The sequence below is a fragment of the Streptomyces sp. NPDC088785 genome (assembly GCF_044750685.1).
Lineage (GTDB): Bacteria > Actinomycetota > Actinomycetes > Streptomycetales > Streptomycetaceae > Streptomyces.
In genome coordinates this window covers 419,648-432,481 of sequence record NZ_JBIVKH010000004.1, presented here as the reverse complement: position 1 = coordinate 432,481, position 12,834 = coordinate 419,648, and the positions used below count along the sequence as shown (strand labels likewise).

The following is a 12,834-nucleotide window of genomic DNA, read 5'->3' as shown; positions in this document are numbered from 1 at the left end:
CGCGCCGCCGCGACCGGCGGCCGCGCCGCTCACACCGCCTCGGCCGCCGCCCGCTCGCCGTGGGCGAACTGGGTCCGGTACAGCTGCGCGTACCGCCCCTCGACGGCGACGAGTTCGTCGTGCGTGCCGCGTTCGACGATCCGGCCGTCCTCGACCACCAGGATCTGGTCGGCGGAGCGGATCGTGGAGAGCCGGTGCGCGATGACGATGGCGGTGCGTCCGTCGAGCGCCTCCGCCAGGGCCTCCTGGACCGCGGCCTCGGACGTGTTGTCGAGGTGGGCGGTGGCCTCGTCGAGGATGACGACGCGCTGGCGGGCGAGGAGCAGCCGGGCGATCGTCATGCGCTGGCGCTCGCCGCCGGACAGCCGGTAGCCGCGCTCGCCGACCACCGTGTCGAGGCCGTCGGGCAGGTCACGGACCAGGGTGTCGAGCCGGGCCCGGCGCAGCACGTCCCACAGGTCGTCCTCGCTCGCGCCCGGCCGGGCGAGCAGCAGGTTGGCGCGGACGCTGTCGTGGAAGAGGTGTCCGTCCTGGGTGACCATGCCGAGGGCGCCGCGGATCGAGGTGGCGCTCAGGTCCCGTACGTCGACTCCGCCGATGCGCACCGCGCCCGCGTCGGTGTCGTAGAGCCGCGGCAGCAGTTGCGCGACGGTCGACTTGCCGGCCCCCGAGGAGCCGACGAGGGCGACGGTCTGGCCGGGTTCGGCGCGGAAGGAGATCCCGTGCAGGACCTCGGCGCCGCCCCGGCTGTCGAGCGAGGCGACCTCCTCCAGGGAGGCCAGGGAGACCTTGTCGGCGGACGGGTAGCCGAAGCGGACCTCGTCGAACTCGACGGCGACCGGCCCCTCGGGCACCTCGCGGGCGTCCGGTTTCTCGTCGATCAGCGGCTTCAGGTCGAGCACCTCGAAGACCCGCTCGAAGCTGACCAGGGCGCTCATGACCTCGACGCGGGCGCCCGCGAGGGAGGTCAGCGGCGCGTACAGCCGAGTGAGGAGCAGCGCGAGGGAGACGACGGTGCCCGCTTCGAGCCTGCCGTCGAGCGCGAAGTAGCCGCCGAGGCCGTAGACGAGGGCCAGCGCGAGGGCGGAGACGAGGGTGAGCGCGGTGATGAACGCGGACTGCGCCATCGCCGTGCGCACCCCGATGTCCCGCACCCGCCGGGCGCGCGCGGCGAACTCGCGTGACTCCTCCTCGGGCCGCCCGAAGAGCTTGATGAGCGTGGCCCCCGGCGCGGAGAACCGCTCGGTCATGCGGGTGCCCATCGCCGCGTTGTGCGCCGCGGCCTCGCGCTGGAGCCGGGCCATCCGGGAGCCCGTGCGGCGGGCCGGGACCACGAAGACCGGCAGCAGGACCAGCGCGAGCAGGGTGATCTGCCAGGACAGGGTGAGCATGACGGCCAGGGTGAGGACCAGGGTCACCACGTTGCCGACGACGCCCGACAGGGTGTTGCTGAACGCCCGCTGGGCGCCGATCACATCGTTGTTGAGGCGGCTGACGAGGGCGCCGGTCCTGGTCCGGGTGAAGAAGGCGACGGGCATCTTCTGCACGTGGTCGAAGACGGCGGTGCGCAGATCGAGGATCAGGCCCTCGCCGAGGTTGGCGGAGAGCCAGCGGGCGAGCAGTCCGATACCGGCCTCGGCGAGCGCGATCACCGCGATGAGGACGGCGAGTCGCACCACGCGTGCCTGGTCGTGACCGCCGACGATGGCGTTGACGACGTCGCCCGCGAGCAGCGGGGTCGCGACGGCGAGCAGCGCGGTGAGGATGCTCAGCAGCACGAACCGGACGATGCGCCGCCGGTGCGGCCGCGCGAACGCGGCGATGCGGCGCAGGGTCGCGCGGGCGAAGGGGCGGTGGTGGGATCCGCCGTTCTGGGCGTTCATGACGCTGTGCAGCTGCGTCCAGGCTGTGGTCTCCATGCTCATGCGGACGACAGTAGGACCTCAACCATTGTTGAGGTCAACCGAGGGGACACGAGGAGCCAGGACGTGCCGGAGTTGGGAAGACGTACGTTGTTGTCCGCGATCGGCGTCGGCGCCGCGACGGGCGCACCCGCCCCGGCACGGGCCGCCGCGCGGACGGCGGACGGCCCGCGGCCGGGCCCGGACGAGGCGCGGGTGCGGGCGCTGCTCGCCCGGATGACCCCGGCGGAGAAGCTCGGGCAGTTGCAGCAGCTGCCGTGGGCCTTCGATCTCAATCCGGGCTCGGGGTCGACACGGGCGGTCGAGGACGCGGCGCGGTCGGGCCGGCTCGGTTCGGTGCTCGGCGTCCTCGGCGCGCGGGCGGCCAACGCCTTGCAGCGGCTCGCCGTCGAGGAGTCCCGGCTGGGCATCCCGCTGCTGTTCGGCCTGGACGTGATCCACGGCTTCTGGACGACGTTCCCGATCCCGCTCGCGCAGGCCGCCGCGTTCGACCCGGAGGTGGCGCGCACGGACGCCGAGGTGTCGGCGCGCGAGGCCCGCTCCAACGGCGTGCACTGGACGTTCGCGCCGATGATGGACGTCACGCGGGAGCCGCGCTGGGGCCGGGTCGCCGAGGGCAACGGCGAGGACCCCTTCCTGACCGCGCGGTACGCGGCGGCGAAGGTGACGGGATATCAGGGGCCGGGCGGCCCGTCGAGGACGACCCTCGCGGCCTGCGCCAAGCACCTCGTCGCGTACGGCGGCGCCGAGGGCGGCCGCGACTACAACACGGTCGACGTGTCGGAGTCCCGGCTGCGCAACCTGTACCTCCCGCCGTTCAAGGCGGCGCTGGACGCGGGCGCGGCCACCGTGATGGCGTCGTTCAACACGGTCAGCGGCGTCCCCGGGCACGCCAATCGGCACACCCTCACCGACATCCTCAAGAAGGAGTGGGGGTTCGGCGGAGTGGTGGTCAGCGACTGGTCGGGCGTGCGGGAGCTGATCCCGCACGGCTTCGCCGAGGACGGCGCGGACGCGGCCCGGCTCGCCCTGGACGCGGGCGTCGACGTGGAGATGACCAGCACCGACCTCGGCACCCACGGCCGCCGGCTGCTGCGCGAGGGACGGATCTCGCGGCGGCGGATCGACGACGCGGTCTCCCGGGTGCTGCGCCTGAAGTACACGCTCGGGCTCTTCGACGACCCGTACGCCGACGAGGGCGCGGCGCTCACCGGGCCCTCGGCGCACACCCGCCGGGCGGCCCGCACGGCGGCGGCGCGCTCCATGGTGCTGCTGAAGAACGACGGCGGGGTCCTGCCGCTGAGCCGGAGCCTCGGCTCCCTCGCCCTGGTGGGCCCGTTCGCCGACTCGGCGGATCTGCTGGGTACGTGGGCGGTGCCCGCGGCGGCCGAACGGTTCCCGGCGTCGAAGATCCTGGACGCCGTCCGGAGGGCCGCGCCGGGCACGAAGGTGACGTACGCCCGGGGCGTCGCCCCCGAGGGCGGGGACCCGGCGGGGATCGCGGCGGCGGTCGCGGCGGCGCGGGCCGCGGACCTGACGGTCGTCGTCGTGGGCGAGCCCGCGGCGCTGAGCGGGGAGGCGGCGGCGCGCGCCGACATCGGCCTGCCGGGCGCGCAGGAGGAGCTGATCTCGGCGATCGCGGCGACGGGCAGGCCGTTCGCGGTGGTGCTGGTCAACGGCCGCCCGCTGACGCTCGGTCCGTGGCTGGAGAGGGCGCCCGCCGTGCTGGAGGCCTGGCACCCGGGCATCGAGGGGGGACCGGCCGTCGCGGACGTGCTGTTCGGCGCGGTGAACCCGGGCGGGAAGCTGCCGATGTCGTTCCCGCGGACGGTCGGCCAGCTCCCGGTCCACTACAACCACGAGTCGACGGGCCGCCCCTACGCCGCGGACAACCCGTTCACGTCGACGTACCTGGATCTGCCGCCGACCCCGCGCTTCCCCTTCGGGCACGGCCTCAGCTACACGACCTTCGCCCTCGGCGCCCCGCGGCTGAGCCGGACGCGGGTGTCCGCGCGGGCGCTGCGGCGGGGGGACACGGTGGAGGTGTCGGTGTCCGTGCGCAACAGCGGATCGCGGCCGGGGGACGAGGTGGTGCAGCTGTACGTGCGGGACGTGGCCGCGAGCGTCGTCCGGCCGGTGCGCGCGCTGCGGGGTTTCCGGCGGGTCACGCTCGACGCGGGCGCGGCGACGACGGTGCGGTTCCCGCTCGCCGCGGCGGACCTGGGATTCTGGACGAACGATCCGGCCGGGACGTTCCGCGTCGAGGAGGGGACGTTCAAGCTGTACGTCGGGACGAGTTCGACGGCCGACGCCGAACTCACCCTCGATGTCACCTAGTTCTCCCGGGAGCAGCCGCATGCCGTCCGTCCGCGTCGAACGCACCGCCCACGTCACCACGGTGATCCTCTCCCGTCCCGAGGTCCGCAACGCCGTCGACGGCGCCACGGCCGCGCAACTGGCCGCCGCCTTCCGGGCGTTCGAGGCGGACGACGCGGCGCGGGTGGCGGTGCTGTGGGGCGAGGGCGGCACGTTCTGCGCGGGTGCGGACCTGAAGGCCGTCGGCACCGCGCACGGCAACCGGGTGGCGGCGGACGGCGACGGGCCGATGGGCCCGACCCGGCTGCGGCTGTCCAAGCCGGTGATCGCGGCGGTGAGCGGCCACGCGGTGGCGGGCGGTCTCGAACTGGCCCTCTGGTGCGATCTGCGGGTCGCCGAGGAGGACGCCGTGTTCGGGGTGTTCTGCCGGCGCTGGGGCGTGCCGCTGATCGACGGCGGCACGGTCCGGCTGCCCCGGCTGATCGGGGAGAGCCGGGCCATGGACCTGATCCTGACCGGGCGGCCCGTCGCGGCGCCGGAGGCACACGCGATGGGCCTGGCCAACCGGCTGGTGTCGCCGGGCCGGTCCCGGGCGGCGGCGGAGGAACTGGCCGCCCGGATCGCCGGGTTCCCGCAGGCGTGCCTGCGCAGCGACCGCGCCTCGGTGCGCGAGCAGCACGGGCTCGACGAGGCGGCGGCGCTGCGCGGCGAACTCGGCCACGGGACGGGCGTGTTGCGGGAGGCGGTCGCGGGGGCGGGGCGGTTCGCGGGCGGGGAGGGCCGGCACGGGGCGTTCGGGGAGGGGCCCTGACGGCCGCGCCTACCTCACGGGTAATCGACTACCTCACGGGTAATCGACGCGCCCCGGCGTCGGTGACAGCGTGCGGAGCCCGGGGCCCGGCGCCGCGCCCCGCCCCGGCACGTCGTCACGCCACGAGGAGACGCCATGACCGCCTACGGGTTCGCGCACCTGCGCAGCCGTCGCCCGCACCCCGACATCCTGGAGTACCTGGAGCGCGTCCAGGGCACCCTCGATCCCTTCGGCGGGCGGTTCGTGGTGCACGGCCCGCCGGCGGAGGTGGTGGAGGGCGCCTGGCCGGGCAGCATGGTGCTCATCGCGTTCGCCGACCTGGACACGGCGCGCGCCTGGTACGCCTCCGCCGCCTATCAGGACATTCTGCGGCTGCGGACGGCGCACATCGAGGGGGACGTCCTGCTCATCGAGGGCGTCGGCCCCGGCTACGACCCGCGCGAGCGGGCCGCCAAGCTCAGGGCGGACCACGGTGGTTGAGCCATCAACCGATTGCAGCGGTTCCCCGGGGTTCACCATCATGGCGAACATCACACATGGCGATACCCACGTCACCTACCGGAGCGTAGAGGCGCGCCGATCCCCTAGTCTCGTTCACATGTCCTCCACCCCTGCCCCGCGTTCGACACGTCCCGCCCATGTGGTCAATGAGCAGATTCGTGGCCTTTGGGCGCGCACCGGCGGACAGTTGACCGCGGACGACCGGGCCGAGTACGAGGCGCTGGTGACGGAGTGGGCGGCCGCGACCGGTGAAGGTGTCACGCAGAAGGCCTGACCGGCCGCCCCATCCACCGCGTTCCGTCAGGACTGCGGACGGCTTCCGTGGTTCGCCGCGTTCTTGCGACGGGCCTTCTTCTTGCGACGGCGCTTCGAGGACATAAGGGCCTCCTCTGGGGTGATCGGTGCAATGTGCCCCACCACCAAATCACAGGGGCCCCTCCCTGGCCAACCAGCCCCTGCGGCTTCGCGCGGCGCCGGTCCGGCAGCAGGACGCCCGGCCCCCGGACCCCTGTGGTCCTTGAGCTGCCCGGGAGCCGTGGGAGGCATGCGGCTCGCCGTTCGTTCTGCGCCAGATGTTCACAGCTTCTCCGTAAGGCGTTGACGCCGCGGGAAACGCTCTGACAAGGTCGCGGGGCCCGCCGAACCCCCCGTGATGAGGGACTCAGGAGCCCCCGGACCCGATGAACGCCAGCGCCGCACACGCTCCCGACCACGACTCCTCCGGCCCCTCCGGCCCCGCCCCCGGTCCGGACTGGCGCCGCTTCGCGCAGGACCACTGGGCGCGGGAGCCGGTGGTGGTCCCGGGCGGCCGGCCGCTGGGTCTCGACCCGGCCGGGACCCATGCGCTGGTGCGGGACGCGATCGCGGCGGCCGCACCCCGGCAGGTGCGCCTGGCGACGGCGGACGGCCGGCTGCGGGACCCGGGCGCGCTGCTGCCCGGCCCCGCCGACCCGGACGCGGCCGGCTACGCCGGGCGCCTGGCCCGGGAACCCCGGCTCGCCGGCGACGGCTGGCTGCTCACGGTCGCCGACCCGCTCCGCCACGACTTCACGCTGTGGTCACGGGTGCGGGACGTGCTCGCGGGCCTGTGGCGCCACGTCGGCCAGGCCCCGCTGCCGGTCACCGCGGAGCTGGCCGTCGGCGACCGGCACCACTCGGTGGAGGACACCGCGGCCCCGACCGACACGGCCGCGCTGACCTGGGTGCTCGACGGGGAGCTGACGGTGCGGGTGCGTCCGGAGCACACCGGCACCGAGTACGTCCTGCACGCGCGTACGGGCGATCTGGTCCACTGGCCGGCCGGGGGCACCCACCTCGACCACCGGCCCGGCCGGTGCACGACGCTGCGGCTGAGCGTCCCGGCGCGCACCACCTCGGCGCTGCCGTTCGTGGCGGGCACCCTCACCGACCTCGTGCGGGAGCGCGCCGGCCGGTCCGGCGCCCCGCCCGCCCTGCCACACCCGCTGCCGTCGGCGCCCGACGGCCGGCTCACCGCACCGCCCCAGCTCCTCGCACCGGCGGGCCTGCTCACGGACACCCTGGCCGGGACCGCGCCGGAGCGGGCGCTGCTGACCCGCTGGGCGGCGCTGCGGTCCGCGGCCGGGCTCGAACCGGCGCCGCCGCGGCGGCCGGGCATCCGGCTGACGCCCCGGCACCGATTACGGCGCTGCGCCGAGATCGTCCGGCTCCCCCGCGACGGCGGCCCCGCGGTGTGGGCGGCGAACGGTCACGCCTGGACGGCCCGGCCGGCCGGCGCCGACGCCGTCCTCGCCCGGCTGCGCACCGCGCGGCACGCCGTCGCCGTCGCGGAGCTGGCCCGCGCGGCCCGCACCGCCCCCGACGACCCGGAGCTGCTGACCCTGCTGGGCGAGCTGTACCGGGCCCGCGCCGTGACGGCGGCCCCGGAGCACCACGCATGACCGCACCGGCGCCCATGGACGTCATCGACGCGCTGGACTGGCCCCGCTTCGCCGCGGAGTACTGGGACCGGCGCCCCGTCCTCATCCGCGGCGCGGGACTGCCGCGGGCCCCGTTCGACCCGAACGAGCTCTTCGAGAGCACCGTCATCGCGGCGCAGCGGCCCGGCGCCGGGCACCGCGTCCGGTTCAGCACCGGGCAGCGGACCCTCGTGGACCCCGGCGACCTGCTGCCCCGGCCCGAGGACGCCTCCTTCGACGCCTACGACCGGCGGTTGACGGACCGGCTCGCCGGCGCCTCGTTCTCCCTCACCGTCCTGGGCCTGCACTCCGCGCACCACCCGCTGTGGGCGCGGGAACGCGACTTCCTGTCCGGCCTGTGGCACCACGTGGGACAGCCGGTCGCCGGTGCGACGACGACCCTCTTCCACGGACGCTGCCCGCCCGGCCCCTCGCCCGTCCGGCACGGCGCCGGTTTCCTGTACGCGGCCCGGGGCGCCCGGCGCCTGCGGCTCGGCCGCGACGGGCGGTGGGTGGCGGCCGAGGCGGCGCCCGGCGACCTCGTGTACCGGCCCGCGGGCCACCGGCACACGACGGATCCCGCGCCGGCCGGCGCCGCGCCCACGACGACCGTGCACATCGGCATCCCGCGCGATGCGGCCCGTCCCGGCACCGGACCGCTGCCGCTGCTCGCGGCCGGCCCGGACCCCCTCGCCCCGCGGGCGGGCTGGGGCGGCGACGGCATCCACGTCCCGGACCCGGACCCGCCGGACGAGCTGCCCGCCGAGCTGCCGCCGGTGCTCGCGGCGGCGCTCGACCACTTCCGCCGGGCGGCGCGGCCCGCGGCCCTGGAGCGCCGGGTGGCCCGCGCGGCGCTCTCGCACGCCACCAACGGCGGCCTCGACCCGGCGCCGCCGCCCGCGCGCCCCGGCTACTTCACCGACGACGACGCGGTGCGGGCCACCGAACGCGTCCTGTGGTCCAAGGTCGGCGGCCACCGGCTCGTGGCGGCCTGCGGACACGTCCTGGAGACCGAGCTGTCGGCTCCCGAACTGTCCGCCGTGATCGGCCTGTTGAACGCCGGGGAGACGGTCCTGGTGGGTGAGCTGGCGCCGCCCGCGCGCTCGCTGCTGGCGCGCCTGGCCGGTTTCCGGGCGGTGGTGCGGCTGTGAGCGCCGCGCCGGTCAGCGCTCCCGGGCGCCCGTGGGGATCGCGAGGTATTTGTACTCCAGGAACTCCTCGATGCCGACGCGCCCGCCCTCGCGGCCCAGACCGGACTGCTTGACGCCGCCGAAGGGGGCGGCCGGATTGGAGACGAGGCCGGTGTTGATGCCGACCATGCCGGTCTCCAGAAGCTCCCCGACGCGCAGCGCCCGGTCCAGATCACGGGTGAAGACGTACCCGACGAGCCCCCACTCGGTGTCGTTGGCGACGCGTACGACGTCGTCCTCGTCGTCGAAGGTGAACAGCGCGGCGACCGGGCCGAAGATCTCCGTGGTGGCGAGCTCGGCGTCGCGGGACACCTCGGTGAGCACCGTCGGCGGGTAGAAGTTCCCCTCCCCCGCCGGGACTTCGCCGCCGGTGAGGACCTTGGCGCCGCGCTCGACCGCGTCCCGCACCAGCCGCACGACCTTGTCGCGGCCCGCGCCGTCGATGAGGGGGCCGACGTCGGTGCCGGGGTCGGTGCCGTCGCCGACGGTCAGCGCCCCCATCCGGGCGGCGAGGCGGCCGGCGAACTCCTCGGCGACGGCGCTGTGCACATAGAGGCGGTTGGCGGCGGTGCAGGCCTCGCCCATGTTCCGCATCTTGGCGACCATCGCGCCGTCCACGGCCGCGTCCAGGTCGGCGTCCTCGAACACGATCAGCGGCGCGTTGCCGCCGAGTTCGAGCGAGGTGCGCACCACGGTGTCGGCGCACTGGGCGAGCAGGACGCGGCCCACCCGGGTGGAGCCCGTGAAGGACAGCTTGCGGATGCCGCCGCCGCGCAGCAGGGGTTCGACCACGCCCGCCGCGTCGGAGGTGGTCAGCACGTTCAGGACGCCCGGGGGCAGTCCCGCCTCGGTGAGGACGGCGGTCAGGGCGAGCGTGGACAGCGGGGTCTGCGGGGCCGGCTTGAGGATCATCGTGCAGCCCGCGGCGACGGCGGGGCCGATCTTGCGGGTGCCCATGGCGAGGGGGAAGTTCCAGGGGGTGATGAGCAGGCAGGGGCCGACGGGCTGGCGCAGCACCAGGTGGCGGTTGCGGCCGTCGGGGCTGGTCGCGTAGCCGCCGTCCACGCGGACCGCCTCCTCGGCGAACCAGCGGAAGAACTCGGCCGCGTACGCGACTTCGCCGCGCGCCTCGGCGAGCGGCTTGCCCATCTCCAGGGTCATCAGCAGGGCGAGGTCGTCGGTGCGGGCGATCAGGATCTCGTGGGCCCGGCGCAGGATCTCGGCGCGCTCCCTCGGGGCGGTCGCGGCCCAGGCCCGCTGGGCCCGCGTCGCCGCCGCCAGGGCGCGGGCGCCGTCGGCGGGGCCGGCGTCCGCCACGTGGCACAGGGTGGCGCCGGTGGCGGGGTTGTCCACGGGCATCGTGCGGTGCGCCGCCGCGGGGTGCCAGGCACCGTCGATGTGGAGGTCCTTCGGTACGGCCGCGATGACGGGGGGCGTGGTCATGGTGGAGGCTCCCGGAGGGTGGGGTCGGCTGAGGTCGTCCTTCGGGTTCACGCCACGACGAGGGGCGCGGACGACCGGGGGGAACGGCGCGGCGCGCTCACGTGGCGGACGACACCGCCGCGCTCCACAGCGACAGCGCCTCGTCGACCTGGGGTTCCGAGACGACGAGGGCCGGGATCATGCGGACGACGTTGCCCCAGGGGCCGCAGGTCAGCAGGAGCAGACCGGCGTCGGCGGCGGCCTGCTGGACGTGCAGCGCCGTCGCGGGGTCGGGCTCACCGTCCGGCGTGGTGAACTCGCTGGCCAGCATCAGCCCCAGCCCCCGTACGTCGCCGATCCCGGGCGTCTTGGCGGCGACCTCCTCCAGCCCGGCCCGCAACCGCGCCCCCATCGCCGCCGCGTTGGCGACCAGCGACTCCTCCTCGATGACGTCGAGCGTGGCGCAGGCCGCCGCGCAGGCGACGGCGTTGCCCCCGTACGTGCCGCCCTGCGACCCGGGCCGCGCCCTGCCCATCAGCTCCCGGGACGCGGCGATCCCGGACAGTGGGAACCCGGACGCGAGGCCCTTGGCGGTGATGAGCACATCGGGGCGCACGTCGAAGTGGTCGTGGCCCCAGAAGCGCCCGGTGCGCCCGACGCCGGTCTGGATCTCGTCCAGGACGAGCAGGATCCCGTACCGGTCGGCCCGCTCCCGCAGCCCGTGCAGGAACGCCGAGTTGGCGGGTACGTACCCGCCCTCCCCCAGCACCGGCTCGACCAGGATCGCCGCGGTGTCGTCCGGGTCCGAGACGGTGGCCAGGAGGTGGTCCAGCTCGCGCAGCGCGAACCGGGTCGCGGTCTCCTCGTCCCATCCGTAGTGGAAGGCGTTCGGGAACGGCGTGATGGCGACCCCCGCCATCAGCGGCCCGAACCCGGTCCGGATCTTCGTGCCGGACGTCGTCAGGGAGGCCGCCGCGACGGTCCTGCCGTGGAAACCGCCGTGCGCGACGACGATGTTGGGCCGGCCCGTCGCCTGCCGGGCGAGCCGCAGCGCCGCCTCCACCGCCTCGCTGCCCGAGTTGACGAAGAACAGGCTGTCCAGGCCGTCGGGCAGCACCCCGCCGAGCTTCTCCACCAGCCGCTGCAACGGCTGGTGCATCACCGTCGTGTACTGGCCGTGGATGAGGGTGGCCACCTGCTCCTGCGCGGCCGCCACCACCCGTGGATGGCAGTGCCCCGTGCTCGTCACCCCGATCCCCGCCGTGAAGTCCAGATACCGGCGGCCGTCGATCCCGTACAGATGGACGCCCTCCCCCCGCTCGGCGACGACGGGAGTGGCCTGACGCACATGCTCGGACAGTTGGGTCATGCCTCCAGCGTCGGCTCCGGGCCGAAGAGGCGTCAATGGGCCGCGGGTGGCGCCGCGGCGCGTGCGCCCCCGTCGCGCGGGCCACCGGGAAGCGCAGGAGTCCTGCGCAATTTCCGTGCCGGTGGGGTTCCCGGGCGGGGACGGTTATGCAACAGTCCTGCGCATCCGGACACGCGCGCTCCATCCTGCGGAGGGAGAATCCGTGGCGGTGCACGACCGGTCGCGAGGACACGACCTCGCGGCGCTGCGCGATCTCAACACGACCGTGGTGCTGCGGGAGTTGCGGAGCGAGAGCCCGCGCACGGTGAGCGGGCTCGCGGGCGCCACGGGCCTGTCCCGGCCGACCGTCGAGGCGCTGGTCGAACAGCTCACCGCGCAGGGCTGGATCGCCGAGGCCGACGTCTTGGTGGCGGGGCGGGCGCCGGGGCGGCCCGCGCGCCGCTTCCGCTTCCGCGCCGAGGCCGGGCACGTGGTCGGCGTCGACGTCGGCGTGCGGGAGATCGTGCTGCTGCTGGCGCGGCTCGACGGCGAGATCGTGGCCCGCGCCCGGCACGCCGTCGCCCCGGGGGCGACGGGCGCGGAGCGGGTGGAGCTGCTGCGCGCGCGGCTGCGGCGCTTCGTCGCCGGGCAGGGCCTCGGCCCGCACGACGTGTGGTGCCTGGGGATCGGGGTGCCGGGCATGGTCGGCGGGACCGGCCGGATCCGGTCGGTGATCGTGCCCGACTGGACCGACCTGGACCTGGCGCGCCGGCTCGCCGACGACTTCCCCGGCCCGGACCGCGTCCTCGTCGAGAACGACGTGAACCTCGCGGTGCTCGCCGAGCACTGGCGCGGCGCCGCCCGGCTCGCCGACGACGTCGCCTGCGTGCTGCTCGGGCCGCGCATCTCCTGCGGCCTGATGATCGACGGCCGGCTGCACCGGGGCCGCCGCGGCGGCGCGGGCGAGCTGGGCCACCTCCCCCATCTCGGCCTCGACCGCGTCCGGCAGGGCTTCGTGTGGCCCGGCGAGCGGCTGCCGGGCGAATCGGTGACGGCCGCCCTGGCCCGGGCCGTGCGCTCCGGGGAGCCGGGCGCGCTCGACGTCCTGGACCGGTTCCTGGCCGGGGTCGCCCCGGCCGTCGCCGCGCTGACCCTCGCGGTCGATCCCGAACTCCTCGTCGTGACCGGCGCGCTGGCGTCGGTCGGCGACCTCCTGCCCCCGCTCCTCTCCGCACATCTGCGCCCCCTCACCCTCCACGTGCCGCACCTGGCGGTCGGCGCGCTGGGCCGCGAGGGCGTGGCCCTGGGCGCCGTGCGACGCGCCCTCGACGCCGCCGAGGCACGCCTCCCCCGACGGCACGACGTCTGAATCCGGCCTCCCCGAAAG

Annotated in this window: 10 protein-coding genes; 7 read left to right on the top strand and 3 right to left on the bottom strand. The window is 75.4% G+C overall.

What is annotated here, in order from left to right; all coding sequences use genetic code 11:
* Nucleotides 1-29 precede the first annotated feature (29 nt).
* Entirely contained in the window at nt 30-1,919 is a 1,890-nt protein-coding gene (locus ACIP5K_RS15970) for an ABC transporter ATP-binding protein (RefSeq protein WP_401410219.1), read from the bottom strand.
* A 69-nt stretch (nt 1,920-1,988) separates the two neighbouring features.
* On the opposite strand from ACIP5K_RS15970, the gene ACIP5K_RS15965 reads away from it, so the two are divergent.
* The 6 genes from ACIP5K_RS15965 (at nt 1,989) to ACIP5K_RS15940 (ending at nt 8,638) form a co-directional block, all read left to right on the top strand.
* Nucleotides 1,989-4,259, top strand: a complete 2,271-nt coding sequence (locus tag ACIP5K_RS15965; RefSeq protein ID WP_401409800.1) for a glycoside hydrolase family 3 N-terminal domain-containing protein — start codon at nt 1,989-1,991, stop codon at nt 4,257-4,259.
* Nucleotides 4,260-4,278: 19 nt separating this feature from the next.
* Complete coding sequence (locus ACIP5K_RS15960; protein WP_401409799.1) at nt 4,279-5,049, top strand: crotonase/enoyl-CoA hydratase family protein; 771 nt, start codon at nt 4,279-4,281, stop codon at nt 5,047-5,049.
* 135 nt (nt 5,050-5,184) lie between these two features.
* A complete protein-coding gene (locus ACIP5K_RS15955) occupies nt 5,185-5,529 on the top strand; it encodes a DUF1330 domain-containing protein (protein WP_401409797.1) in 345 nt (114 codons plus the stop codon).
* Between the two features lie 118 nt (nt 5,530-5,647).
* Complete coding sequence (locus ACIP5K_RS15950; RefSeq protein ID WP_401409795.1) at nt 5,648-5,824, top strand: hypothetical protein; 177 nt, start codon at nt 5,648-5,650, stop codon at nt 5,822-5,824.
* A gap of 406 nt (nt 5,825-6,230) precedes the next feature.
* On the top strand, nt 6,231-7,469 hold the full coding sequence (locus ACIP5K_RS15945; protein WP_401409793.1) for a hypothetical protein: 1,239 nt from the start codon (nt 6,231-6,233) through the stop codon (nt 7,467-7,469).
* Entirely contained in the window at nt 7,466-8,638 is a 1,173-nt protein-coding gene (locus tag ACIP5K_RS15940; protein WP_401409791.1) for a hypothetical protein, read from the top strand. The genes ACIP5K_RS15945 and ACIP5K_RS15940 overlap by 4 nt, the downstream gene beginning before the upstream one ends.
* A 12-nt stretch (nt 8,639-8,650) precedes the next feature.
* Here ACIP5K_RS15940 and ACIP5K_RS15935 read toward each other — a convergent pair whose 3' ends face one another.
* Nucleotides 8,651-10,120 (bottom strand): NAD-dependent succinate-semialdehyde dehydrogenase, encoded by a 1,470-nt coding sequence (locus ACIP5K_RS15935; RefSeq protein ID WP_401409790.1) that lies wholly within the window; start codon nt 10,118-10,120, stop codon nt 8,651-8,653.
* Between the two features lie 97 nt (nt 10,121-10,217).
* Nucleotides 10,218-11,468, bottom strand: a complete 1,251-nt coding sequence (locus ACIP5K_RS15930) for an aspartate aminotransferase family protein (RefSeq protein WP_401409789.1) — start codon at nt 11,466-11,468, stop codon at nt 10,218-10,220.
* A gap of 202 nt (nt 11,469-11,670) precedes the next feature.
* Here ACIP5K_RS15930 and ACIP5K_RS15925 point away from each other — a divergent pair, with 202 nt between their 5' ends.
* A complete protein-coding gene (locus ACIP5K_RS15925; RefSeq protein WP_401409787.1) occupies nt 11,671-12,816 on the top strand; it encodes an ROK family transcriptional regulator in 1,146 nt (381 codons plus the stop codon).
* Nucleotides 12,817-12,834: the final 18 nt, after the last annotated feature.